Annotated in this window: 29 protein-coding genes and 1 tRNA gene; 20 read left to right on the forward strand and 10 right to left on the reverse strand. The window is 29.8% G+C overall.

All coding sequences use genetic code 11. The annotated features are described in order from the left end of the window. Nucleotides 1-9: 9 nt before the first annotated feature. Entirely contained in the window at nt 10-465 is a 456-nt protein-coding gene (gene ruvX, locus AC5SLT_RS02715; protein ID WP_006996848.1) for a Holliday junction resolvase RuvX, read from the reverse strand. A gap of 51 nt (nt 466-516) precedes the next feature. Here ruvX and gatC point away from each other — a divergent pair, with 51 nt between their 5' ends. Genes gatC through AC5SLT_RS02750 form a run of 7 tightly spaced genes read left to right on the forward strand, consistent with a single transcriptional unit; the run spans nt 517 to nt 7,160 of the window. Next, nucleotides 517-804 (forward strand): Asp-tRNA(Asn)/Glu-tRNA(Gln) amidotransferase subunit GatC, encoded by a 288-nt coding sequence (gene gatC, locus AC5SLT_RS02720; RefSeq protein WP_006996849.1) that lies wholly within the window; start codon nt 517-519, stop codon nt 802-804. Further along, complete coding sequence (gatA, locus tag AC5SLT_RS02725; protein ID WP_494592433.1) at nt 804-2,261, forward strand: Asp-tRNA(Asn)/Glu-tRNA(Gln) amidotransferase subunit GatA; 1,458 nt, start codon at nt 804-806, stop codon at nt 2,259-2,261. Before gatC ends, gatA begins: the two co-directional genes overlap by 1 nt. Then, nucleotides 2,262-3,740: an Asp-tRNA(Asn)/Glu-tRNA(Gln) amidotransferase subunit GatB gene (gatB, locus tag AC5SLT_RS02730; protein ID WP_006996851.1), complete on the forward strand. Its 1,479-nt coding sequence runs from the start codon at nt 2,262-2,264 to the stop codon at nt 3,738-3,740. A 36-nt stretch (nt 3,741-3,776) separates the two neighbouring features. Beyond that, nucleotides 3,777-4,427, forward strand: coding sequence for an O-methyltransferase (locus AC5SLT_RS02735; RefSeq protein ID WP_006996852.1), 651 nt, complete (start codon nt 3,777-3,779; stop codon nt 4,425-4,427). After that, on the forward strand, nt 4,427-5,332 hold the full coding sequence (gene trhO, locus AC5SLT_RS02740; protein ID WP_006996853.1) for an oxygen-dependent tRNA uridine(34) hydroxylase TrhO: 906 nt from the start codon (nt 4,427-4,429) through the stop codon (nt 5,330-5,332). Before AC5SLT_RS02735 ends, trhO begins: the two co-directional genes overlap by 1 nt. Nucleotides 5,333-5,341: 9 nt before the next feature. Further along, nucleotides 5,342-6,712 (forward strand): MATE family efflux transporter, encoded by a 1,371-nt coding sequence (locus AC5SLT_RS02745; protein ID WP_494592435.1) that lies wholly within the window; start codon nt 5,342-5,344, stop codon nt 6,710-6,712. Continuing rightward, a complete protein-coding gene (locus AC5SLT_RS02750; RefSeq protein ID WP_006996855.1) occupies nt 6,675-7,160 on the forward strand; it encodes a thermonuclease family protein in 486 nt (161 codons plus the stop codon). The genes AC5SLT_RS02745 and AC5SLT_RS02750 overlap by 38 nt, the downstream gene beginning before the upstream one ends. A 39-nt stretch (nt 7,161-7,199) precedes the next feature. On the opposite strand, the gene AC5SLT_RS02755 is transcribed toward AC5SLT_RS02750, so the two are convergent. The 7 genes from AC5SLT_RS02755 to AC5SLT_RS02785 are packed head-to-tail and all read right to left on the reverse strand — an operon-like array spanning nt 7,200 to nt 14,145. Then, nucleotides 7,200-7,463, reverse strand: coding sequence for a GNAT family N-acetyltransferase (locus AC5SLT_RS02755; RefSeq protein ID WP_006996856.1), 264 nt, complete (start codon nt 7,461-7,463; stop codon nt 7,200-7,202). Continuing rightward, on the reverse strand, nt 7,463-8,203 hold the full coding sequence (locus tag AC5SLT_RS02760; RefSeq protein ID WP_006996857.1) for an amino acid ABC transporter permease: 741 nt from the start codon (nt 8,201-8,203) through the stop codon (nt 7,463-7,465). Before AC5SLT_RS02760 ends, AC5SLT_RS02755 begins: the two co-directional genes overlap by 1 nt. A 40-nt stretch (nt 8,204-8,243) precedes the next feature. Further along, on the reverse strand, nt 8,244-9,011 hold the full coding sequence (locus AC5SLT_RS02765) for a transporter substrate-binding domain-containing protein (protein ID WP_018414158.1): 768 nt from the start codon (nt 9,009-9,011) through the stop codon (nt 8,244-8,246). A gap of 36 nt (nt 9,012-9,047) precedes the next feature. Beyond that, complete coding sequence (locus tag AC5SLT_RS02770) at nt 9,048-9,611, reverse strand: sarcosine oxidase subunit gamma (protein ID WP_006996859.1); 564 nt, start codon at nt 9,609-9,611, stop codon at nt 9,048-9,050. Next, a complete protein-coding gene (locus AC5SLT_RS02775; protein WP_006996860.1) occupies nt 9,604-12,612 on the reverse strand; it encodes a sarcosine oxidase subunit alpha family protein in 3,009 nt (1,002 codons plus the stop codon). Before AC5SLT_RS02775 ends, AC5SLT_RS02770 begins: the two co-directional genes overlap by 8 nt. A 4-nt stretch (nt 12,613-12,616) precedes the next feature. Next, a complete protein-coding gene (locus tag AC5SLT_RS02780; RefSeq protein ID WP_006996861.1) occupies nt 12,617-12,892 on the reverse strand; it encodes a sarcosine oxidase subunit delta in 276 nt (91 codons plus the stop codon). After that, entirely contained in the window at nt 12,892-14,145 is a 1,254-nt protein-coding gene (locus AC5SLT_RS02785) for a sarcosine oxidase subunit beta family protein (protein WP_006996862.1), read from the reverse strand. Before AC5SLT_RS02785 ends, AC5SLT_RS02780 begins: the two co-directional genes overlap by 1 nt. 68 nt (nt 14,146-14,213) lie before the next feature. Here AC5SLT_RS02785 and AC5SLT_RS02790 point away from each other — a divergent pair. Next, nucleotides 14,214-14,305 (forward strand) — tRNA-Ser (locus tag AC5SLT_RS02790). Here the strand turns inward: AC5SLT_RS02790 and AC5SLT_RS02795 are convergent. Then, nucleotides 14,306-16,519, reverse strand: a complete 2,214-nt coding sequence (locus AC5SLT_RS02795) for a lytic transglycosylase domain-containing protein (RefSeq protein WP_006996863.1) — start codon at nt 16,517-16,519, stop codon at nt 14,306-14,308. Nucleotides 16,520-16,560: 41 nt separating this feature from the next. Here AC5SLT_RS02795 and dapA point away from each other — a divergent pair, with 41 nt between their 5' ends. Genes dapA through recO form a run of 10 tightly spaced genes read left to right on the forward strand, consistent with a single transcriptional unit; the run spans nt 16,561 to nt 23,889 of the window. Beyond that, nucleotides 16,561-17,442 (forward strand): 4-hydroxy-tetrahydrodipicolinate synthase, encoded by an 882-nt coding sequence (gene dapA / locus AC5SLT_RS02800; RefSeq protein ID WP_494592437.1) that lies wholly within the window; start codon nt 16,561-16,563, stop codon nt 17,440-17,442. Next, nucleotides 17,442-17,912 (forward strand): SsrA-binding protein SmpB, encoded by a 471-nt coding sequence (gene smpB, locus AC5SLT_RS02805; RefSeq protein WP_006996865.1) that lies wholly within the window; start codon nt 17,442-17,444, stop codon nt 17,910-17,912. Before dapA ends, smpB begins: the two co-directional genes overlap by 1 nt. Beyond that, on the forward strand, nt 17,878-18,399 hold the full coding sequence (folK, locus tag AC5SLT_RS02810) for a 2-amino-4-hydroxy-6-hydroxymethyldihydropteridine diphosphokinase (RefSeq protein ID WP_271563469.1): 522 nt from the start codon (nt 17,878-17,880) through the stop codon (nt 18,397-18,399). The genes smpB and folK overlap by 35 nt, the downstream gene beginning before the upstream one ends. 19 nt (nt 18,400-18,418) lie before the next feature. Beyond that, entirely contained in the window at nt 18,419-20,164 is a 1,746-nt protein-coding gene (locus tag AC5SLT_RS02815) for a bifunctional (p)ppGpp synthetase/guanosine-3',5'-bis(diphosphate) 3'-pyrophosphohydrolase (RefSeq protein WP_271479680.1), read from the forward strand. Further along, nucleotides 20,121-20,708, forward strand: coding sequence for an orotate phosphoribosyltransferase (gene pyrE / locus AC5SLT_RS02820; RefSeq protein ID WP_018414157.1), 588 nt, complete (start codon nt 20,121-20,123; stop codon nt 20,706-20,708). Before AC5SLT_RS02815 ends, pyrE begins: the two co-directional genes overlap by 44 nt. Beyond that, a complete protein-coding gene (locus AC5SLT_RS02825; RefSeq protein WP_494575778.1) occupies nt 20,705-21,424 on the forward strand; it encodes a pyridoxine 5'-phosphate synthase in 720 nt (239 codons plus the stop codon). The genes pyrE and AC5SLT_RS02825 overlap by 4 nt, the downstream gene beginning before the upstream one ends. Nucleotides 21,425-21,426: 2 nt before the next feature. Next, nucleotides 21,427-21,813, forward strand: coding sequence for a holo-ACP synthase (acpS, locus tag AC5SLT_RS02830; protein ID WP_271626341.1), 387 nt, complete (start codon nt 21,427-21,429; stop codon nt 21,811-21,813). Next, entirely contained in the window at nt 21,810-22,544 is a 735-nt protein-coding gene (gene lepB / locus AC5SLT_RS02835; protein ID WP_494575776.1) for a signal peptidase I, read from the forward strand. The genes acpS and lepB overlap by 4 nt, the downstream gene beginning before the upstream one ends. Beyond that, nucleotides 22,544-23,212, forward strand: a complete 669-nt coding sequence (rnc, locus tag AC5SLT_RS02840) for a ribonuclease III (protein WP_271480929.1) — start codon at nt 22,544-22,546, stop codon at nt 23,210-23,212. Before lepB ends, rnc begins: the two co-directional genes overlap by 1 nt. Further along, nucleotides 23,209-23,889: a DNA repair protein RecO gene (gene recO, locus AC5SLT_RS02845; protein ID WP_494575774.1), complete on the forward strand. Its 681-nt coding sequence runs from the start codon at nt 23,209-23,211 to the stop codon at nt 23,887-23,889. Before rnc ends, recO begins: the two co-directional genes overlap by 4 nt. Here the strand turns inward: recO and hemB are convergent, their stop codons facing one another. Next, nucleotides 23,890-24,879 (reverse strand): porphobilinogen synthase, encoded by a 990-nt coding sequence (gene hemB, locus AC5SLT_RS02850; RefSeq protein WP_494592439.1) that lies wholly within the window; start codon nt 24,877-24,879, stop codon nt 23,890-23,892. 72 nt (nt 24,880-24,951) lie between these two features. On the opposite strand from hemB, the gene AC5SLT_RS02855 reads away from it, so the two are divergent. Together AC5SLT_RS02855 and rpiB are read left to right on the forward strand one after the other, a co-directional pair. Beyond that, nucleotides 24,952-25,593 (forward strand): aspartyl/asparaginyl beta-hydroxylase domain-containing protein, encoded by a 642-nt coding sequence (locus tag AC5SLT_RS02855; protein WP_494592440.1) that lies wholly within the window; start codon nt 24,952-24,954, stop codon nt 25,591-25,593. Nucleotide 25,594: 1 nt separating this feature from the next. Beyond that, nucleotides 25,595-26,020: a ribose 5-phosphate isomerase B gene (rpiB, locus tag AC5SLT_RS02860; RefSeq protein WP_494592441.1), complete on the forward strand. Its 426-nt coding sequence runs from the start codon at nt 25,595-25,597 to the stop codon at nt 26,018-26,020. The last annotated feature ends 1 nt before the right edge of the window (nt 26,021 follow it).

Genomic DNA, 26,021 nt, shown 5'->3' on the forward strand with positions numbered 1-26,021 from the left:
TGGCAAGTATTAATTATTTAAAAAGTCTATTGCCCCTTGTAAAATAAAGGCCGCAGCATTTTGATCAATTGTTTTAACTCTTTTTGAAACGTTAACGTCTAATAAACTCGATAGATTAAATGCTCCAACTGTTGAAAGTCTCTCATCCCACAAAATTACTGGTAGGTCTATAGATTTTGATATATTTGATGCAACATCATTAACTGATTGAGCGGATCTACCTAGACTGCCATCCATATTAACTGGGTTCCCTACAATTATTCCACCAATATTATTATCTTTAATTATTATCTTAAGTTCATCAATTAGTTCGTTTGTGTTGGTTTTGTTTATGGTTTTAAAGGGTGTGGCTATGGATTGTCTTTCATCACAAATTGAGACGCCAATTCTTTTAGACCCTAAATCTAAACCAATAAATCTCACCTTATTTGTGTGTTTTATTTTAAAATCTTCAATTGTGATCATATTGTATATTTTATACTTAAGTGATAGTTTGCCGACATATTTAATTACCACATGACAATTGATCTTAAAACAATAAAGCATATATCTAAATTATCAAGAATCTCAGTTGATGATGCAAAAGCTAATAAATTAGCTGGAGATCTTAACTCTATATTTGATTTTATTGAAAAATTAAATGAACTCAATACTGATAATATTGAGCCTTTAACTTCTGTTGCAGAGACAACATTAAAATTAAGAGCCGACGAGGTTAAAAGTGAAAATATTAGAGATCAAATATTAAAAAACTCACCAGAGGAAAATGAAGATTTTTTTGTAGTACCAAGGGTTGTTGAATAATGTCTGATATTACATCACTCACTTTAACTGAATTAGTTAAAAATATTAAAGATAAAAAGATTTCTTCTGAAGAAACTACAAAAGCTTTTATTGATAGAGGAGAAAAATCTAGAGATTTAAATACATACATAACAGAAGATTTTTCTAATGCACTTTTGAAAGCTAAAAGTTTTGATCAAAAACCAAATTTTGATTTAAAACTTCCGGGTGTTCCAATAGCTGTTAAGGATTTGTTTTGTACCAATGATGTTAAAACTACAGCAGGTAGTAAAATTTTAAATAATTTTATTCCGCCGTACGAATCTACTGTTACTCAAAATATTTGGAATGAAGGTGCGATATTACTTGGTAAGTTAAATTGTGATGAATTTGCAATGGGCTCATCTAATGAAACTAGTTTTTTTGGAAATGTACAAAGTCCAATAGACAAAGGTTTAGTACCAGGTGGCTCTTCAGGAGGCTCTGCATCAGCTCTAGCAGCTAATTTAACGCCTATTACAATTGGAACTGATACAGGTGGCTCTATTAGACAACCTGCTTCATTTACAGGTACCGTTGGATTAAAGCCTACTTATGGAAGTTGTTCACGATATGGAATTGTTGCTTTTGCATCTTCATTAGATCAAGCAGGACCAATGTCTCAAGATGTAAAAGATTGCGCATTGCTTCAAGAAATAATTAGTACTTATGATGAAAAAGACTCAACATCAATTGATTTTAAAAGAAATGAATACAGTAAAGAATTAACAAATAATATTAAAGGTAAGAAAATTGGAATTCCTAAAGAATATAGAGTTGATGGAATGCCAAAAGAAATAGAGGATTTATGGACGAAGGGCATTGAGTATGCAAAAGATTGTGGTGCTGAAATTGTAGAAATTTCATTACCTCATACAAACTATGCTCTACCTACTTATTATATAGTGGCCCCTGCGGAAGCTTCTTCAAACTTAGCAAGATATGATGGTGTTAAGTATGGTTTTAGATCTAAAGGTGAAAACCTTATTGATATGTATGAAAAGACAAGATCTGAAGGTTTTGGTAGCGAAGTTCAAAGAAGAATAATGATTGGAACTTATGTTTTATCCTCTGGTTATTATGATGCTTATTATCTAAAGGCACAAAAAGTTAGAAAATTAATAAAAAACGATTTTGATGAAGCTTACAAAAAAGTTGATGCAATTTTAACTCCATCAACACCAAGTGCTGCTTTTAAAATTGGTGAAAAAACTAATGACCCAGTTTCAATGTATTTAAATGATATATTTACAGTTCCAGTGAATTTAGCTGGTTTACCAGCAATTTCAATTCCAGCAGGAATAGATGTTAAAGGTTATCCATTGGGACTACAAATTATTGGTAAAGCATTTGATGAGCAAAATATTTTAAATATTGCTTATGCTATGGAAGAAAAAATCCAGTTTAAAAACAAAATTACTGACTGGTGGATTAAATAAATGACTAAAGATAATTCAGAATACTTAATCGAAAGACGAGACAATGTTTACGAAGTTGTAATTGGTCTTGAAGTTCATGCTCAGGTTACATCAAATTCAAAATTATTTTCATCTTCATCAACAACATTCGGTGCCGAACCTAATACACAAGTAAGTTTAGTAGATGCAGCATTTCCAGGAATGCTTCCGGTTATTAATGAGTACTGTGTAAAGCAAGCAATTAAAACGGGAATAGGCTTAAGAGCTCAAATTAATAAAAGATCAGTTTTCGATAGAAAAAATTATTTTTATGCAGATCTTCCACAAGGTTATCAGATCTCACAGTTTAAGTATCCAATAGTAGGAGAGGGTACTGTAATTCTTGATATGGCACATGGCCAAAAAGAAGTAGGGATTGAAAGATTACACCTAGAACAAGATGCTGGAAAAAGTATTCATGATATGGACCCACAAAATACATTGGTTGACTTAAATAGATCTGGTGTAGCTTTGATGGAAATTGTTAGCAAACCAGACATGAGAACTCCAGATGAAGTTAGTGCTTATATTAAAAAATTAAGATCTATTATGAGATACCTTGGTACGTGTGATGGAAATATGCAGGAAGGCTCTTTAAGAGCTGATGTCAATATTTCTGTTAGAATTAAAGGTTCTGATAAACTTGGAACTCGTTGTGAGATTAAAAATGTTAACTCAATTAAATTTATGCAAATGGCTATTGATTATGAAGCTAATAGACAAGTTGATTTAATTGAAGAAGGTAAAACAATTGATCAAGAAACAAGATTATTTGATACTAAGAAAAATGAAACAAGATCTATGAGATCTAAAGAAGATGCTCATGATTATAGATATTTTCCAGATCCAGATTTATTACCATTAGAAGTAACAGATGAATTTATAGAAAAACTTAAAGCAGATATCCCAGAATTACCAGACGATAAGAAAAAAAGATTTATTGATGAGTTTAAAGTCTCTGCTTACGAAGCAACAATTTTAGTATCAGATATTGAAACAGCTAAATATTTTGAAGAGGTAGTTGCTAAAATGGGCAAAAACAAAGATATGAAGTTAGCAGTTAACTGGATTACAGGTGAATTATTTGCTGTTTTAAATAATAAAAATTTAGAAATATCTGAAAGCCCAGTAAGTGCCAAAAATTTAGCAAAGTTAATTAATCTAATTAAGAATGGAACAATTTCTGGAAAAATAGCTAAAACAATATTTGAATTGATGATTGATGGAGACATAGATCCTCAAATAATTGTTGAAGAAAAAGGTTTAAAACAGGAAAGTGACCCTAAAGCTTTAGAGGCGTTAATAGATAAAATAATTGATACTAATAGAGAAAAAGCTATTGAATATAAGAATGGTAAAGAAAAGCTATTTGGTTTCTTTGTAGGTCAAGCAATGAAAGTTTCAGGTGGTAAAGCTAATCCACAACTAATAAATGAAATATTAAAGAAAAAACTTCAATAGTCTTAAAATAGGTAGATACAAAGGACTTAAAATACCATGGGTAAAGCAATTAGAATTACTGAAAAGCTTGAAAAATATATAAATAATTTTAGTTTAAAGTTAAATCCCATCCAGCAAGAAATAATCGAATACAATAATACACTTGGAGACGTTAAGAGAATGCAAGTAGCAACATCTCAATGTCATTTTCTTCATTTAATTATAAAAACTTCTAACATTAAAAATGTACTTGAAATTGGTACTTTTACTGGGTTAAGTGCACTTTCAATAGCTTTAGCACTACCAGATGATGGCAAACTTATAGCGCTAGATAAAGACAAAGAAACCAACAAGATTGCAGTAAATTTTTTTAAAAAAGCTAATCTTAATAATAAAATTCAAACAATTGTTAAGCCTGCATTAGATAGTTTAGATGAATTAAAGAATAGTAAATTTGATATGGTTTTTATTGATGCCGATAAAATGAATTATAAAGAATATTATGAAAGATCACTGAAGTTATTAGATAAAGGAGGATTGATTATTGTAGACAATGTTTTATGGCATGGTGAGGTCGCTGATGAAGATAATTTAGATAAATTCACTGTAAATATTAGAGATTTTAATACTTATGTTGCAAACGATAAAAGAGTGGAACAAATCATTGTCCCTTTAGGTGACGGTATGACTGTTTGTAGAGTGATATAATGTTTGATGTTTTTGGTTTTTACAAATTTAAAAAACTCACTTCTTTAAAAAAAAATAAGATTTTACTACAGGATTATTTGATTAAAAAAAATATTCGAGGAACAATAATTATAGCTAATGAAGGAGTAAATGCAACAATCTCAGGAAAAGATAACGATCTAAAGTCAACTATCACCAAGATTAAAAAGATATTGAATTTTAAAAAGTTTGATAGTGAAAATATTTCAAAAAGTAAATTTCAACCATTTCATAAGCCAAAAGTAAAAATTAAAAAAGAAGTAGTTCCCATGGGTCTTTCTTTGTCATCAAAAAATAAGAAAAATAATCATATAGATCCTAAAAAATGGAATAAGTTAATTAATGATAAAGACACATTAGTTTTAGATTCAAGAAAACCATTTGAATATAATGTGGGTACCTTTAAAAGATCAGTTAATCCTGATGTTGCTAATTTTAGAGAATTTCCAAAATACCTGAATAAACTAAAAAAAACAAAACCAATTGCAATGTTTTGTACTGGTGGAATAAGATGTGAGAAAGCTTCAGTATTTTTAGAAAAAAAAGGTTTTAAAAATGTTTATCAGTTAAAAGGTGGAATTTTAAATTATTTAAAAAATATTAAGAAAAAGGAAAGTTTATGGAATGGGGAATGTTTTGTCTTTGATAACAGAATCAGTGTTAAACATGGATTAATAACTGGCACATACTCAATGTGTAGTGGATGTAGAAAACCGGTTTCACCAAAAGATAAGAAGTCTAAAAAATATGAGGAGGGTGTTTCATGCGTAAACTGTCATGATAATTTAACTCAAACTCAAAAAGAGAGATTTCGAATGAGACAAAAGCAAATAAACCTTGCTAAAAAGACTGGATCGAAGCATATATTTCAAAAAGAATTTAAATAGGAAAAATAATTGTCCAAAGCCATTAAATTAACTAAAGATCCAATTTGGGAATTACTTAGAAAAGTAACTATCCCAGCAAGTGTTGGTTCATTATTTCAAACATTTTATAATTTAGTTGATACATGGTTTGCGGGTAGAATTTCTGCAGAAGCTATAGGTGCTATTGCTAAGTCATTTCCCATATATTTTGTTATCATTGCTGTTGGTGTTGGTATTGGAGCTGCAACGAACTCATGTATTGGCAATTTATTAGGTGCTAAAAAAATTAATAAAGCTTCACTACTTATTGCTCAATCAGTAATTTTTTCATTGGTTACTTCTATTGTAGTTACTTTATTTGGATTAAACGCCTCTAATTTTCTCTTGAGTGTTATGGGCTCTGATGCTGCTGGTATCGCTTTAACTAGAGAGTATTTAGATATAATTTTTTATGGAACATTTATAGTTATGATCCAAATCTCTTTAAATGGAGCTTTAAATGCACAGGGAGATACTAAAAGTTATAGAAATGTTCTTATCTTTAGCTTCTTTTTAAATATTTTTTTAAACCCATTATTTATCTGGGGATACGGAATTGTTCCAGCTTATGGTATAGGTGGCCTTGCAATAGCAACTGTTATCGCTCAATCTATTGGTACTATTTATTTAGCCTATAAAATTAACTCATGTAAATTAAGAAAGTATTTATCTATTAAATGCTTTATTCCTAAGTTTATTCTTCTTAAAGAATTGTTCGCACAAGCAATGCCAATTATGATTAGTATGTTGTTTATTGGAGTAGGTATTTTTAACATATTATATTTTATTGGACAATTTGGTGATCTTGCAACAGCAGGCTATGGTGCAGCTTTAAGAGTTGAGCAAGTCTTCTTACTTCCAGTAATTGGTTTAAATACAGCAGTACTTTCTATCGGTGGACAAAACTTTGGTGCTAAAAATTATAACCGTATTAGAGAGCTTTATACTAAGGCATTATTTTTTGGATCATCGTTTATGGCCGTAGCAGGTGTGGTTTTATTCTTCGGTGCAGAGTTTTTTGTATCTCAGTTTACAGATAATGTAGAAGCTATTTATCATGGTGCTATATATTTAAAAGTTGCTGCATTAATAGCTCCTATTTACCCAGTATTCTTTATTACAACAGCAGTCTTTCAGGCACTTAAAAAACCAATTTATAGTCTTTACTTAAGCGTTCTAAGGTTAACTGCATTTCCGTTCTTATCATTATGGTATGTAATTAATATTAGAGGAGGAGATTATGTGGATATTTTTTATACCATCATGGCAACCAATTGGTTTATGGGTATTGCAGTAATCATCTTTATTGGATATTTTTTAAATAATGTTTTTAAACAAAAAAAAAGCCATTTTTCTTATTAGTGTTTCCGCACTAATATTTATTTTAACTATTAACCAAGTCAAATCTCAAACAATTAAAATTGTAGATGGAGACACAATTCATCTTAATGGAGAAAAAATTAGATTTACAGGGATAGATACACCTGAATTAAAACAAACTTGCCTTAACGAAGGAGCTAAGGATCCTTGTGGAATTACAGCAAAACAAATCCTTATTGATAAAATTTCAAACAATAGCGTTGAATGTATTAGTGAAGGAAAAGATCAATACAAAAGAACACTGGCTGAATGTTTTGTTAATAACGAAAGCTTATCAAGTTATTTAGTTAGAAGTGGCTATGCATTTGCCTATAGAAGGTATTCAAAAAAATTTGTATCTGATGAAGATTATGCAAGAATTAATAAAATAGGTATGTGGTCTATGGAATTTGATTATCCTTGGGATTACAGAAAATCTAAGAAAAATTAAAGCTAATAGGGTAGTTCTGTTAACAGGTGCTCCAAAATTCTAGTTAATCTCTTGTTTATTAATTTTAAAGAGCTTTTCACCTAAAGGACTGATTGGGTCTTGAGGTGTGGGTTTGATTTTAGTTTTTTCCTCAACGATACTTAATAGTTTTTTAGCAAGTCCTTGACGTCTAAACATAGGGTTAACAAAAATATACTCCACTTCGGCTGTCTCATTATACCGAACAAAACCAAGTGTAGTATTAATGTTTTTAAAAGTAATAACACCATCATTTAGTTCAACATCATAGTCTAAATTACTCATTAATTATTACCATCTTGTTTAAGTTTTTTTTCAAATTTTCTTACTATGAAAGAAACAATTAATATCAAAATTAAATATTCCAAGATTAAAAATGTATAAATTTCTAATGGTCTATAGGTTGACACAACTAATTCATTTGCTTTTCTTGTTAAGTCACCAATACCTATAATTGATACCAATGAAGACATTTTTAATACATATACAAACTGGTTGCCTAATGCAGGAAGGATATTTTTAATTGCTTGTGGAAGAATTACTAATCTTAACCTTTTATAAAAAGTTAAACCCAGTGATGAGCCTGCTTCCCATTGTGATTTTTTAATTGAGTTTATTCCTGCTCTAAAAATTTCTGCTTGAAAAGCACTTTCACTTATTGCCAGCGCAATTATTCCAGACACAAATGGACTGAAACTTAATCCAGTCATTATAGGTAAACCATAATAAATCCATAATATTAAAACAAGTAACGGTATTGCTCTTACAATTTCCACATATCCAATATTTATGTATGTTAAAAATTTATTCTTAGCTAAAGAAGGAATTGCAACGATAAACCCTAAAATTGCAGATATAATTATAGATACTACTGAAATATAAATAGTTGTAGTTAAACCACTTAATAAAAATTTTAGGTTTGTTAAACCTTCAACATTGTTAGGTGATAGAATAAACCAACCCAATTCCTGACCACTACAAGAGGTAAGGGGTAAAATTAAAAGTAAAAAAAGTAAATTTTTCACTCTTAAAGTTATAATGAATTAGAGATTAATATCTAATTTTTTATAAGCTTTTTAAATTATATTTAGCGAGTAGTTTATTAAAGAAACCAGAGGATTTTTTACTTTTGATCCACTCATTTACATAATCATTCCAAACTTGATCATTTTTACTAACCATCATTGCTAAAAAGGCAGGATTTTTTTCTCCATCAGGAACAATTGCTAATTGAGGGTACTTGACAACTAATTTATTAGCCTCTGTTGAACTTGTAATGTTTCCATCAGCTCTACCAGCTAATACTTCTTGAAAGTCTCTTGCAGGTGACTCAACTGATTGTAATTTAGACAAAGGAAAGAACTCTTTAGCTTTTTCCTCTTGAGAAGTCCCAAGTGTTGTAGCAATCGTTACATCTTTATTGTTTAAAGATTTCCATGTTGAATATTTTTTTAAATTCTTTTTAAGTACCAATGGAACAGTTCCATACTTGTAATAAGAATCTGTAAATCCAGCAACTTCTGCTCTTTTTGGAGTTTTAGTGACACTTGTGGAAATATCATATCTTCCTGCGGTAATTCCTGAAACAATTGTTTTCCATTCAGTTGGTACAAAGGTAATTTTCACACCCATATCTTTTGCTAATTCTTGCATGACATCAATATCAAATCCCTTATATTTATTTGTAGCAGGATCTTTCATGGTCATTGGATCCCAGTCGCCTGTTGTTCCAACTTTTAACTCACCAGAGGATAAAATCTGATCAAGTTTTGATTCTGCGTTAAGAGAGAAGGGTAAAAGTGCTAATAGCACCACAAGAAGTATTTTTTTCATAAACTTTTTATAACAATAATTTTAATAAATATAAGCTTATAACCTTGACGCACTATCACTCAACCAAGAGTGTAAATGCTCAGAAAAAGACCTTCTAACAAATAAATTTACCTCATTAATCTCTTTATGATGAATAATTACATCAATATGAGATAATATTGTTTGAACAACTGGTCCTTTTTTTGTTTTAAAATCATTAAAATTGAAAGGGGAACCTGTAGCAAATAAATCAAAAACCTTACCACCTTTGATATTTAACATTACAAATTGGTCGCTAACATCAGTTACAGCGCCCAATTTAACTTTAGATATATTTTTAATTAATTCATCTTCAACTTGATAAGTGTTACTTTCCTCACTCACAGTTTCATTTGATATTAACATCCATTCATCGGGACTTAACCAAAATGCAGTTAATTTCTCTGCTGATGTAGACGTATTAGCCTCAGTGGGTAAAACCATATTAAGATTTTTACCTACTGCAGTAATAAAATCTTTTGTTTTACCTCTTATGATTAATTTCATAATAGGTTTGATTTCTTTAATTTCTAAATCAGAATATGTTATATCCCCTTTAATAGAAGTTTTATAATTAAGCATTTAACCTCAAATTTTCTTTGTCAAAAAAAACAGGATCAACAATCGTCACATTAATATTTTTATTTTCCATTGGGATAAATAATTTTTGACCTAGCATATTTTTTCCACCTCTAACTACTGCTAGGGCAATTGATTTATTTAAATTAGGGCTATAGTAACTTGAAGTTACATGACCTAGCATTTCAACTGGTTTTAAACTAGTGTCAGCAACTATTTGAGCTCCTTCTTCTAAAACTTCACTTGGATTATCTGTCAGTAAACCTACTAATTGTTTTCTATCTTCTTTCATGGTGTCAGATCTATAAAGAGATCTTTTACCAATAAAGTCATATTTCTTTTTACTAACAATCCAATCCATCTGTAAATCTATAGGTGTCATCGTTGCATCCGTATCTTGGCCAACAATAATAAATCCTTTTTCTGCTCTTAATAAGTGCATTGTCTCAGTGCCATAAGGAGTGATGTTAAATTCTTTACCTGCTTCCATGCATTTTTTCCATAAGTCTTCACCATAGTTAGCTTGGATATTAATTTCATAACTATGTTCACCAGTAAAACTAATACGCATAATTCTACATTTAATATTGCCAATTTTTGTATTTTTGAATGACATGTGTGGAAAGCTTTCATCTGAAAGATCAAGATCAGGTATTAATTTATTAAGAATTTTTTTACTATTAGGCCCACAGATGCTAGCTGTTGCATAATGATCCGTTACAGATGACAAATACACATCTAGTTCAGGCCATTCAGTTTGTAGGTAATCTTCTAGTTTTCCTAATACGTTTGCAGCACCACCTGTTGTTGTGGTCATAATATAATGATTTTCATCAAGTCTAGTTGTGACCCCATCATCGTAAACCATACCATCTTCATTAAGCATTAAACCATAACGACATTTTCCAATGGCAAGTTTTGACCAAGCATTTGTATAAACTCTGTTTAAAAATTCTGAAGCATCCGTTCCTTGAATATCAATTTTACCAAGAGTTGAAGCATCTAATATACCAGCGCTATTTCTTGCAGCTTTACTTTCCCTTTGAACGGCCTCATGCATTGTTTCATTATTTTTTGGATAGTACCAAGCTCTTTTCCACTGACCAACATTTTCAAATTCAGCTTTATTTTCTATGTGCCAGTCATTCATTGGCGTTCTTCTAAATGTATCAAAATATTCACCAACATTTCGTCCAACAATTGTTCCAAATGTTAATGGAGTGTAAGGAGGTCTAAACGTTGTAGTTCCAAGCTCACCCATCTTAACACCAGCAGTTTCTGCAATAATACCAAGGGCATGCATATTACCAAGCTTTCCTTGATCGGTACCCATTCCAGTTGTTGTATATCTTTTTACATGTTCAATCGATCTAAAACCTTCTCTTAGAGCAAGTTTAATATCTTTTGCAGTTGCATCATTTTGATAATCTACGAAAGGTTTTGTTTTTCCTAAAACTTTATCGGATGGAAGTAGCCAAATATTTCTAATCTTATTATCTTTAGGACAATTTATTTCTAAATTGTCAAATTCAGTTTCATTTATATTTAAAAATTCTTTTAAAGATTTTGTAGAATTTTTTATAACATCATCTAAATCAAAATCACCATTACAAGAACCAATGCTAATTTGAGCTGATGAATATATATCAGGAATAAATACTTGATCTTTTTCTCTAAATTTTAATTTACCTCCTGATTGAGTAAACAAATGAACGGCTGGCGTCCATCCACCTGCAATTGCTAGGCAATCACAATCAAGTTCTATTTTTTCTGGATTTGCAAAAGATTGACCATCTTCTGACAATTCCATTATTGTAATTTTATTAATTCTTTTATAACCCTCAGTATTTACAACTGTGTGTGATCTATAAACTTTAATCCCTAAATCGTCAGCTTCTTTAGTAAATGCAGTTTTAGATTGCTTTCTAATATCTATGATTGCTTCAACTTTAATACCTTTTTTTTGTAATGAAATTGCACTTTCATAAGCTGTGTCATTATTAGTAAGAAATATATTTTTTTGACCAGTTGCAACACCATAATAATCTGCATACTTTTTAACTGCAGATGAAAGCATAATACCAGGTCTATCGTTATTATTAAATACCAGAGGTCGCTCTAAAGAACCAGTAGCAACAATAACCTTTTTAGCTCTAATTTTTAATAATCTTTGTCTTACTTTTTTATTTTTTTCATTTTTAGGAAGGTGATCAGTTAAATTTTCTCTAGCTAATAAATAGTTATATCCATGATAAGCAGCAACACTAGTTCTTGTTTTAATTTCTAGGTTTTCAATATTTCTTAATTCATTAATTTCATTTTCTAACCAAACAGAAGAATTTTGATCGTTTATTTTTATATGATCTGAATTTTGGAAAATTGTAGATCCTCCGATTTCATTTTTTTCATCAAGTAATAATGTTTTAAGATTATTTTTTGCTGCAGTTTTTGCAGCTATAATTCCACTAATGCCAGCTCCGATAACCAAAACATCACAGTGAATGTATTTATGATCATATATGTCAGGATCAGGCACTGTTGGAGATTTTCCTAGTCCTGCTGAATGTCTTATAACATATTCATACTTTTCCCAAAAATTAGCAGGCCACATAAATGTTTTATAATAAAAACCAGCAGGCAGAAGTGGGGATAAGAAATTATTTATACCTCCAATATCAAAGTTAACACTAGGCCAACAATTTTGACTGTTTGCCTCAAGCCCATGATAGATTTCTAGTTCGGTTGCTCTAACATTGGGTTCTGTTAGTGCTGTGTTGTTATTAACCTGTACAATTGCATTAGGCTCTTCAGATCCTGAAGTCATTATTCCTCGTGGCCTATGATATTTAAAACTTCTTCCTACTAAATGAATACCATTAGCTAGCAAAGCTGAGGCAAGGGTATCACCTTTGTATCCAAAATAAGATTTTCCATTGAATTTAAAAGAAACTCTGGAAGTTTCATCAATATATTTACTAGTTGTAACTCTTAAATTTTTTAGCATTAAATTATTTTATAGGAGGTTTTTCACCCATTTTATAAACAGCTTTAATTTGGTCATTTGAAGTATCCCTCACCATGTTAAACCACTTTCTACATCCGTGAGCATGGTTCCATCTTTCAAATTGAATTCCTTTAATGTTTTTTCTCATAAATAAGTATTCTGCCCATTCATCATCACTTAATTCTGTGGGTTGTTTAGGTCTTTCAATGTGAGCTTCACCACCAGCTTTAAATTCACTTTGTTCTCGTTCACCACAAAAAGGACAAGTAATTAAAAACATTAATGAGCTACCGCCGCTGCACCATGTTCATCAACAAGGTCTCCACTGATAAACCTATTTAAATTAAATGCAGCATTTAGTTTGTGTGGTTCATCATTTGCGATTGTGTGAGCAAATAAATCACCTGATCCAGGTGTTGCTTTAAATCCACCAGTTCCCCAGCCACAATTAAAGTACAAACCTTTTATCGTCGTTTTACTAATAATAGGACTAGCATCTGGGCAGATATCTACAATTCCACCCCATTGTCGAAGCATTCTCATTCTACTAAAAATTGGATAAAGTTCTAAGATTGCATTTAATGTTCCCTCAACAATATCGTGACTACCTTTTTGTGAATAAGAAACATAATCATCAGTGCCTGCACCTATTACTAGCTCACCTTTGTCAGACTGACTAACATATGCATGTACAGCGTTAGACATCACTACTGTATCAATAATAGGTTTAACTGGTTCTGAAACTAGAGCTTGAAGAGGTTTACTTTCTAAAGGTAATCTTAAACCTGCCATGTTTGCTAGCACACTTGAATGACCAGCAGCAACTACTCCAACTTTTTTAGTTTTTATAAAACCTTTGGTTGTTTCAATACCTTCTACTTCATCACCATTTCTTTTAATTCCTTTAACTTCACAATTTTGAATTATATCTACACCCATTTCATCTGCACCTCTAGCATACCCCCAAGCAACAGCATCATGCCTTGCGGTACCAGCTCTTCTTTGTAAAGTTCCACCCAGTACAGGATATCGAATATCTTGTGAGGTATTAATAATAGGGCAAAATTTTTTGACTTCTTCTGTGCTTAAGTAAACTGCGTCTATGCCATTTAATCTATTAGCATGTGTTCGTCTTTTTAAATCTCTAACATCCTGTAAGTTATGTGCAAGATTCATCACACCTCTTTGACTAAACATTACATTGTAATTTATTTCTTGAGATAAACCTTCCCACAATTTTAAAGCATGATCATAAAGACCAGCACTAGCATCCCATAAATAATTAGATCTTATAATCGTAGTATTTCTTCCTGTATTACCACCACCAATCCAGCCTTTTTCTACTACCGCAATATTTGTCATATTATGTTTTTTTGCTAAATAGTAAGCAGTTGCCAAACCATGACCACCACCACCAATAATAACTGCATCATATTCTTTTTTTACAGTGGGATCTTTCCAGGCTTTTTGCCAATTTTCATGATAGGAAAAAGCATTTTTGACTAATGAGAATATTGAATACTTATTTTTCATAATATTATTCAAGAATTACTTTATAAATATTGAATATTCAATACAATCGGTTATATCAATGTCGCAGTGGAAGAGTGGGTGAGAGGCTGAAACCAGTCGTTTGCTAAATGACCGTGCGGGGAAACTTGTACCGAGGGTTCGAATCCCTCCTCTTCCGCCATTAAAATAAAGGCTGATCTTTAAAAAAGTCTTTCATTTTAATAGGCTTTTTTTCCAAGATATATCTGTAAACATTGTAGTTTTCCATAACACGTTGAACATAGTTACGAGTTTCTTTAAATGGAATTAATTCAACCCAGTCTACAAAATCAATTTGTTTTTTTTGAGGATCTTTGTTTATTTTTTTCCAGTGTTTAACTCTTTTAGGACCGGCATTATATGCTGCGGTAGCAAAAGGGTAGGCACCATCATATTGTAAAATTAAACCAGCTATATAATGAGAGCCTAGATTAATATTATATTCAGGATCAGAAGTTAACCTTGATTTTGAATATGGAAGTTTTGCTTGTTTAGCAACTAGCTTAGCCGTATAGGGCATTATTTGCATTAAACCTTGTGCACCAACATGACTGTTTGCTCTCATGTCAAATTCACTTTCTTGTCTTATAAGAGAAAGTATAAAAGCTGTTTCAGGTATTTTTCTGCCATTAACATACTGGGGGACACTTATAATTGGATAATTAAAAGTATTATGAAATCTTTTTTCATATGAGGCTAACTTTGATACTTGGATCGCAAAATCGTATCTTGATATATTTGTAGCAAGCTCGGCTGCTAAAATCTCACTTCCACTTGCAATATTGTCATTAGCCAAATGTCTCAGTATATTTTTGGTATATTTATCTTTATTTAATTCATTTAAAAGATGTGTAATTTTTACAAGCTCTTTATTGTAAAAATATTTTCGATAGTCATCTTCAACATCAGCTTGTTCTTCAAGTTCAAAATTTTGACTAGGGTTGATTTTTAAAAAAGCTAATTGACCATAGTAAGTTGTTAGATATTTTGTTGCTTCACGATACCAATCTTCTGATTGTCGTTTATCACCAATTTTTTCATAAGATCTACCAAGCCAATAAGCGCCTCTTGCCAAACTTATAGGGTAGCTAACGTTTTGATAAAAGTTATTGAAATGGTCAACTGCTAAAATAGGGTCATTTAAAAAACTTAATGCAATCCAACCACTCAACCATTCAGCCTCAGCAAACTCTGATCCTTTATCTAGTGAGTGTTGGCTAGCAACTTTATAAGCTGTCTCATATTTATTTTTATAAATAAGAGCTCGTGTCATGATTGCTCTCTCAACCCACCATTTATCTGGTCTCACTAGATAATCTTTATTATTTTTAATTGAAAACAATATTTCAAGTGAACTATCAATTCTGCCTCTTTTTCTTCTCCATTTAAGTCGATCATGATTGAGACCAGCATCATTTTTGAATTTTTGTGGAACATTTTTTATTGCCTGGTCAACACCATAAGATTTACTCATCAAAATTTGTCTAGCTGTATAAAGTAGTTGATAATCTTTAGGTAAATAAGGAAGCATTCTTTTTAAATCCCAATATTTATTTTCCCATGCTAAATAATCAGCTCTATTTATATAATCTTTTGAGTCTAAATATTTTCTATATTTTTTACTTAAAGATTTCATGCTAGCTCTAGAAAGTTCTGCTGTAATCCAGCCTCTCTTAATTAAAGCAATTCCTTTTTCATTATCTCCAGTTTGTATAAAGCTTTCACCTAATACCAGCATACCATAGCCACTTAAGGGCTCATCAACTCCAAACCAATTAATAATTTTTTTAGGAGAAATTTTATCCGTTGAAAGTTTTTGTTCTGCTAAATATTTTATTCTACTTATTCTTGGGTAGTGTTTATTGTTTTGTATAAAAGTCATGTAGTCATAAAACGTAGCTTGGTTTCCTGTTGTTAATAAATGTCTCCATTGTATAAAATTATATATGGATTTATCTTTAGCATTTTTTGAATTTTTCAATGCAGTTGTCCATTGACTTTTTTCCATTGCCTGGATAGATTTTTTTGCAATATCATAGTCTTTTTGGCTGTAGTATTTTGATCTTTTTTGAACTACAGATTTTTCACTTTTAACTATTAATGGCTTACTTTTAGGAATGAGAAAATTAATTTTTTTTTTATTTTTTTTGACTGTTACGATTTTGACTTCTTCTTTTTTTTGTGATGGTTTAGGTTTAGGTTTAAGGATCCCTTGAGATATCTTTTGCTTCTTAACTTCTTCATCTAAAATAGGTTTTTTTAAAGGAATTATTGATATTTCAGCAGCAAATATATTCCCTATAATTACCAAACTTAATAATAGTGATTTTATAAAAAAAATTATCTTTCTGGGCATAAATTTACTAAATGAATCTTTAAACTATGTTATAAGTATTTATGTTCAAAGGATCAAATGTTGCTTTAATAACCCCGTTTAAGAATAATGAGCTAGATGTTGAGGCTTATATTAAGCTAATTCATTTTCAAATATCAAACGGTACAAACGGCTTGGTTCCTGCTGGGACAACAGGTGAGTCGCCAACATTAAGCCATGATGAACATCAAAAAGTAATAGATTTATGTGTTAAAGAAAGCAATGGAAAAAATATAGTTATTGCTGGCACTGGCTCTAATTCGACTAAAGAAGCAATTTCTTTAACAACTCATGCAGAAAAAGCGGGAGCAGATGCGGCTCTAATAGTAACTCCATATTACAACAAACCAACTCAAGAGGGTTTATATCAACATTATAAAGCAATAAACGATAAATGTGGGATACCAATTATAATTTATAATATTCCTGGAAGATCTGTAATTGATATGTCTGTTGATACAATGGCTAGATTATTTGAATTGAAAAATATTGTTGGTGTTAAAGATGCAACTGGTGATCTAGATAGAGTTAATCAACAAAAAGATAAAATGGGAACTGATTTTGTTCAACTAACAGGTAATGATGATAACGCTTTAGAATTTAATAACAGAGGTGGGGTAGGCTCTATAAGTGTAACTGCTAACATTGCTCCTAAGTTATGTTCTGATTTTCAAAAAGCCTCAAAAATAGAAAATAATGAAAGCAAGCTTGAAGCAATCAGATTAGATAAAATTTTACAACCCATTCACAGCTCAATGTTTATAGAAAGCAATCCAAGCCCTGTTAAATATGCCGCAAAACTTCTGGGTCTTTGTGATGATGGGGTTAGATTACCTTTAGTTAAAGTTACAGACCCAACTAAGGATATTGTTAAAGAAGCTTTAGTATCAGCAAATCTACTCTAATGAACAAGAAAGCCAATCCTGGTTTAAAAATTATTTGCTTAAATAGAAAAGCAAGTTTTAATTTTTTTTTTGAAGACTTAATTGAAGCTGGGATAGTTCTTAAAGGGTCTGAGATTAAATCAATTAGAGATGGAAAAGTTAATATTGCAGACTCTTATGCTGTAGAGAAAGACGGTGAAATAGTTTTAATTAACTCTCATATTGCTGCATTTAAGCAAGCCAGTTATTCAAATCATAATCCAACAGATGAACGAAAATTATTATTAAACAAAAAGGAAATTAACAAATTAATTGGTAAAATGCAGAGGGATGGCTTTACACTTGTTCCAACAAAGATGTATTTTAAAAAGGGAAAAGCTAAAATAGAAATAGCAGTCGCAAAAGGTAAAAAACAATTTGATAAAAGAGCTACTAAAAAAAATAGAGACTGGAATCGTGAAAAAGCAAGACATATTAGAAAATCAAGTTAAACAATCATATTTAGCAATAGGATCAAATTTAGGTAATAAAATTACCAACATTCATATAGCCTTGTCTGAACTTAAGAAAAATAAAATTAAGATAAAAAAAGTTTCATCTCACTATTTATCAAAATCTTGGCCAAATCCTTTAATGCCAAGTTTCATAAATATTGTAATAGAAATCGAGACAATCTTAACACCTTTAGAATTATTAAAAATTTGTAACAATATTGAATTAAAATTAGGCAGGGTTAGACTAAAAAAAAATGCTCCACGAACATGTGATATTGATATAATTGATTATGATAAAAAAATTTTGAATATAAATAATGACAAGTTAATAATACCTCATCCAGAGATGACTAAGAGAAATTTTGTATTGTTACCATTATTTGAGATAAACAGAAGTTGGAAGCATCCAGAATCTAAGATTAATATAGTAAATTTAATTAATTCTTTATCAATTAAAGATTTAAGATCTATTAAACAAATATAAATTGGTGTTATAGTTAAAAATGATTAATTCAGAAGAGTTAATAAATAAAGTTAAAACTTATAATAAATTTTTAAATCCAGAAAAATTAAGTAAAGCATATAATTATGCTGTTAAAGCTCACGAAAACCAAAAACGTGATTCTGGTGATCCTTATTCAAATCACCCTATAGCTGTTGCTTCAATACTTAGTGAGCTAGAGTTAGACAGTGCTACTATTGTTACAGGGCTTTTACATGATACGATTGAGGATACTCACGCAACTTATGAAAATATTAAAGATGAATTTGGTGAAGAGATTGCCAATCTTGTAGATGGTGTAACCAAAATTTCTGTTTTTGAAAATCAAGCAACATCATCTTCTAAAGCAGAAAACTTTAGAAAATTAATCTTAGCTACATCAAAAGACATAAGAGTATTACTTGTAAAGCTGGCAGATCGTTTACATAATATGAGAACTATTGATGCTATATCTAAAGTTGAAAAAAAAGAACGTATAGCGAGAGAGACAATGGAAATTTATGCTCCTTTAGCAGATAGAATGGGCATGCATAGAATTAGAGATGAACTTGAAGACTTATCATTTAAAGTTTTGAATAATGAAGCACGTGAACTTATTAAAAAAAGATTAGACGAAATTAAAGAAGACAAAGTAAATAGTTTTAATTCTATTTCTTTACAATTAAGCGAGCTTTTAAACGAACATAAGATTAATGCTGAAATTTTTGGAAGAGAAAAAACTCCATTTTCTATATGGAGAAAAGTTCAAAAAAAAAGAACATCATTAGAGCAAATTACAGACATAATTGGATTTAGAGTTATTCTTAATAGTGGAGAGGATTGCTATAAAGCTTTAGGAATTTTTCATCAACACTGGAATTGTATACCAGGAAAATTTAAAGATTATATATCATCACCAAAAATAAATAATTATCAGTCATTGCATACAGCTGTGATAGGTCCAAATAGAAGACCTATTGAAATTCAAATAAGAACTATGCCAATGCATGAATTTGCCGAAAGAGGTATTGCATCCCATTGGAAATATAAATCATCTGAAAAATTTGATTCATTAACATGGAAAGAATATGACTGGTTAGCTGACCTTGTGGAAATTATTGGTAAAAATGAAAACCCTGAACATTTTTTTGAGTATACAAAACTACAAATGTTTCAAGAAAATGTTTTTTGCTTTACACCAAAAGGCTTAGTTATCAAATTGCCAAAAAATGCAACACCAATAGATTTTGCATATGCTGTTCATACAAAAGTTGGCGATCATGCAATATCCTGTAAAATTAACGGTAATGACAGTGAATTACAAAACATACTTTATAACGGTGACGTAGTTGAAATCATAACCTCTAAAAATAAATCACCATCATTGCATTGGATACCAATTACAAAAACTGGAAAAGCAAGAGCTGCTATTAGAAGATACTGGCATTCTAAAGGTGAGCAAAAAGAGGAAAGAATAAAAAAATACAATACAACACTTTGGATTTCTCTCCCAGATCAACCTGGTAAACTTGGTGAAATAACCACATCATTAGGCTCTCATAAATTGAATATATCAAGTGTAGAGATGAAAGAAAAAACTAAAGATTATATTAACTTCAGATTTAACCTTATTATTAGAGACTTGAAAAACTTTACAAATTTTATCAGTGAGCTAAAACAAAAAGATATTAAATTTAAAATCATTAGACATGAGGAAAAAAGGAATGCTTTCACACAAAAAATCTTTAAATATTTTAAAAAAAACTAATGCTCTTTTAGAAGGTCATTTTGTTCTTTCATCAGGTTTGCATTCACCTAAATATATTCAATGTGCCAAACTTTTAAGCTTTCCACATTTAGCAAAAGATATTTGTAATTCATTAGCAAAAAAAATTAAAAAAAAATTTAAATCTATAGATTTGATTTTAGCTCCAGCAATGGGTGGTGTTATTATAGGTTATGAAATTGGTAAAATTTTAAAAAAAGAAACAATTTTTTGTGAAAGAGTTAATGGTAAATTTGCTTTAAGACGAGGTTTTCATATAAAAAAAGGATCAAAAGTTTTAATAATCGAAGACGTTATAACAACTGGTAAATCGAGTTTAGAGTGTGTTAAATTGATAACAAAACCTGGTGCAAAGCTTATTGGTTTTGCGTCGATTATTGACAGATCGACCAAGAATTCATTAAAAATAAAAAAAAATATTATCTCACATATGAAGATAGATGTTCCAACATTTAAGAGTAATAAATTACCTGAAAGTCTTAAAAATACTCCAATTACAGTTCCTGGAAGTAGATTTATTAAATGAAAAGACTAGGAGTTAATATTGATCATGTTGCAACAGTAAGAAATGCAAGAGGATCTTTTCATCCCGACCCATTTACTATTGCCAAACATGTTATTAAATGTGGAGCAAACTCAGTTACCATTCATTTAAGAGAAGACAGAAGACACATAAAAGATTCTGATGTTGTTAAAATTTGCAAAAGTAGAAAAATAATTACTAATTTAGAAATTTCACTTAACAAAGAAATAATCAATATAGCATTAAAGAATAGACCTAATTTCATTTGTATAGTTCCTGAAAAAAGAAAAGAGGTGACAACAGAAGGTGGATTAAATTTAATTAAAAATAAGAAAAAAATCACATCTATAATATCATTATTTAATAAGAAGAATATTAGAACAAGTCTATTTATTGACCCAAACTTAAAAGATATAAAAATTGCAAAAGAATTAAATGCTACTTGTGTTGAGCTACATACAGGAAAAATTTCAAATTTAATAAAAGAAAACAAAAGTTATAAAAATGAATATTTAAAAATTAAAAAATGTTCAGAACTGGGAGTTAAACTTGGTATTGAGGTTCATGCAGGTCATGGTCTTGACTACAAAACTACCTCTATACTAAGTAAAATTAAAGAAATTACAGAATTTAATATTGGTCATTTTATAATTGGTGAGTCACTTACTCATGGTTTAAAAAAAACTATTAAAATATTTAAAAAAATAACCAATAAATAAATATGAAAATTCTTGGTATTGGTGTTGATATAGTAGAAAATATTAGAGTACATAAATCTTTAAAAAATGTTAATTTTATTAAAAGAGTTTTTTCTAGCTCAGAAATATTGTTAGCCAAAAAAATAACTAATAAAAAATCTTATTATTCTAAAAGATTTGCTGCTAAAGAAGCATTTTCTAAAGCAATTGGAACTGGTTTTAGAGAGAATTTGAATTTCAAGGATATAACTGTAATTAACGATAAGTTAGGTAAACCCTCATTTGTGGTCACAGACAAAATAAAAAAAATTGTTAAAAAGCAATTTAAAATATCATCCTTTAATTTCTTTCTGTCAATTTCAGATGAAAAAAAATATTCTGTAGCCTACGTGATTTTACAAAAAAAATGATATCAAAAAAGATTATAATCGATAATATTAAAACAATTTTTTATGCTTTAGTTATAGCTATTGTTATTAGATCTATTTTTATTCAACCTTTTTATATTCCCTCTTCATCAATGGAACCAACGTTATTAATTGGTGATAGATTGTTTGTTACGAAATATTCTTATGGTTATAGCAAGCATTCTTTTCCTTTTAGTCCACCAATAATAAATGGAAGACTATTTTATAACAAACCTAAGGTTGGAGATATTATTGTTTTTAAAACACCAGCTGACAACAGAACTGATTATATTAAAAGATTAATTGGTCTGCCAGGAGACAATATTCAATTTATTAACGGCGATTTATTCGTAAATAATAATCAAATATTAAAATCTAGAATTTCTCAAAATGATAAAATTTATTGTGGAAATCAAACAATAGATGTTAATACATTTGAAGAAAAGCTTCCAAATGGCAAAACACATAATAGCGTTTATTTAAAAAGTTATAGTTTTGAAAGTTCAGATAACTTTATAGTTCCGCCTCAACACTACTTTTTTTTAGGAGATAATAGAGACTGTTCTAAAGATAGTAGATATTTGACTAGTGTTGGATATGTTCATGAAGATAATTTAGTCGGTAAAGCTCAATTTATTTTTTTTTCATCTGATTTTAGAATTGGAAATATTTTTTCTTTTTGGAAATGGCATAAGACAATTAGATTCGACAGGTTTTTTAAGAAAATTATTTAATGAAAATTAACCCCATAAAATTAGAAAAGAAATTAAAGTTAAAGTTTTCTGATCAAAAAATTTTTATTAAGAGTTTAACGCATAAAAGTTTTGACTCAATAAACAACAATGAAAAAATTGAATTCTTAGGGGATAGAGTTTTAGGTCTTATTATTGCAAAAAAATTACTAGAACTTTATCCTGATGAAAAGGAAGGGGTGTTAGATAAAAAATTTGCTTCATTGGTAAATAAAAAAAAATGTTTAGAAATTGCAAAAAAAATAGAACTAGAAAAATATATTTTAGTTTTAAACCCCAAGAATAAAAAAATTGAAATTGAAGATAAAATTGTAGCAGACTGTTTGGAGGCTTTAATTGGAGCAATCTATCTCGATAAAGGTTTAAATTTTACTGAAAAATTTATTCTTAATTTATGGAGCGAACATATTACAGCAAGTGTTATAACTCAAATTGATGCTAAGACAAAACTACAAGAATACTCACTTAAAATTTTCAAAGTTTTGCCTATTTATAAACTAATCTCAAATACAGGGCCCCGACATAAACCTCTTTTTAAGGTTGCCGTTAAATTAAAAAATACTAAATTTTTTACAGCAGAAGGAACTTCTAAAAAAGATGCAGAGCAGAATGCTGCTTCTTTATGTTTAGAGGATATTTTTAAAAAATGAATTGGGACGATAGCGGTTATTTAGTTTCTAAAAATAAATATAGTGAAAATTCAATAATCGCTGAGGTCTTTACAGAAAATCATGGAAAAATCTCAGGGATAATTTTTGGTGGAACTTCAAAGAAAATCAAAAACTACTTGCAAATTGGTAATAAGATTTATGTAAACTATAATTCAAAAAGTGTTACTAGAATTGGTTATTTCAAAATAGAGATTTTAAAAGCTTTAACACCGCTCTATTTTGATGAAAATCAGAAACTATCATGCATTACATCGGCAATGCACCTTATAAAACTTCTTACTGCTGAAGCACAATCTAATAAAGAAATTTTTAAATTAATTGATAAATTTTTTGAAATATTAAAATCTGAAAATTGGATTCAAAAATATATTTTCTGGGAGTTAGAACTTTTAAAATTATTGGGATATGATTTGGAATTAAAAACTATGGCTGAAAAAGAAATTGTTGATAGTGAAGTTAATTATTACGTTAAATCCTCAACTGAAAAAAAAAGTATTCCAAATTTTCTAATAGATGAAAATAATATGGATGTTAATTTAAAAAATTTACTTAAAGGACTCAAGCTTGTTAGTGATTACCTTGAAAAAAGTATTCTAAAACCAAATAATTTAAATCTTCCTACTTCTAGAACTCATTTTATTAATCTTTTAAAATAGTTATTTAATTAAATCGTCAATTCTATCTGCGTAATAGCTTACTATAGCGTTTGCTCCGGCTCTTTTAAAAGCAATCAAGCTCTCTAACACTGAGTTTTTATCTATTAGACCTTTTTTGATACTATTACTTAATAGTGAGTATTCACCTGATACCTGGTAAGCGAGAACAGGGATTTTAAAATTATCTTTAACTGTTTTAATTATATCAAGATAAGGCATGCCAGGTTTAACCATAACCATATCAGCCCCTTCTTTAATATCTAGCGCCACTTCTCTTATTGCTTCATTGCTATTTCTAAAGTCCATTTGATAATTTTTCTTATCACCCTTTAACAAACCTTTAGAACCAACTGCATCTCTGAATGGACCATAAAAACTTGAAGCATATTTTACTGCATAAGAAAGTAGTTGAACCATTTCATGACCCTCCTTATCTAAAGCTTTCCTTATTTTACCTATTCTTCCATCCATCATGTCTGAAGGAGCTAGAACATCACAGCCAATTTCTGCTTGTAACAATGATTGATTTATTAATATTTCAATAGTTTCATCATTTAGCACGTAGCCAGATTTTATTAAACCATCATGACCATGTGAGGTATAAGGATCTAAAGCTACATCACACATAATACCAATTTCATTTTTATATCTTTTTTTAATATATCGAATGGCCTTACAAACAAGATTGTCTTCATTTAATGCTTCAGTTCCAATTTCATTTTTTTTTGTTTTATTTGTATAAGGGAACAATGCAACCATAGGTATTTTGCTTTTGATTGCTTTATCAACAATAATTCCAAGTTTATCTATTGTGTATCTATAAACATCAGGCATTGTTTTAATGGATTGTTTTATATTTTTTCCATCAATCAAAAATATAGGTAATATAAAATCGCTAGATGACAGGCTATTTTCTTGAACTAATCTTCTAGACCAATCATTTTTACGACTACGTCTAAGTCTTAAATTTGGGTAATTTCCTGTAATCATGTTTAAATCTGCTTTTAAAATGCGACAAATGTATTATACAAATATATATTAAAAAAGGTAGAAAACAACTGCATGAGCTTAGACAGCAAAAACATAATTGACCTAGATCTAAAAAAAGATCAAAAAGTTTTAGATTTTAGTGATTTTCAAAAACAAGATATTAAATTTGATATTAATAAACTCCAAGACGCTTATAACCAAATTGTTCAAACAAGAAAATTTGATGACGGCGGTGGTATTGCTCACTTTGGGGCTATTTGTCTAACACAAATTCCTGGAGATCCAGATTCTATTAAAGGAAGCAAGGCTAGAGGCTCTTACTGGACAAAACCAGACAAATCAGGAAAAGAAGTTACTAGAGATGTTTCAATAGATGAAGCAGCATATTCTGAATTTATACCAGACTATGAAAACACTTATTTCAAGGAAGTTTTTGATGCACTTTCTTCAAAATACAAATTAGGTAGAGTTAGAATTTTACTTAAGGAGCCAAGATCAACATTGAGTTGGCACAGAGATCCAGAGCCAAGGTTGCATATACCTATAATTACAAACCCTGGTTGCTTAATGGTTATTGATAATGTCGCAAAACATATGCCTGCTGATGGCTCAGTGTGGGTAACTAATAATGTAAAATACCATAATGCCTTTAATGGTGGTGAAGAAAACAGAGTTCACTTGGTAGCCTGTGTTTTAGATTATAAGTTTAATTAAATTGAAAAAAATATTTTTATCTTCTGATCACGCTGGCTTTAAATTAAAAGAATTAATTAAACTTCATTTGGATAAAAAGAAAATTAACTATACAGACTTAGGTCCGTTCAATAGTGAAAGTGTTGACTATCCAGACTATGCTCATAAAGTTGCTAAAAAAGTTAAAACAAACAATAATCATGCCGGCATACTCGTATGTGGCTCTGGTATGGGAATGAATATTGTTGCAAATAGACATAAAAATATACGTGCTGCTCAGTGTTTTAATTTGAAATCGACCAAATTATCAAGATTGCATAACGATGCAAATATCATTACATTAGGATCAAGACTTCTTACTAATAAAACTGCTTTAAATTGTGTTAGCGTTTTTTTAAATACAAAGTTTGAAGGTGGAAGACACGCAAAAAGAATTAAAAAGATTTAAT

The organism is Candidatus Pelagibacter sp. PS_11 (genome assembly GCF_059417975.1).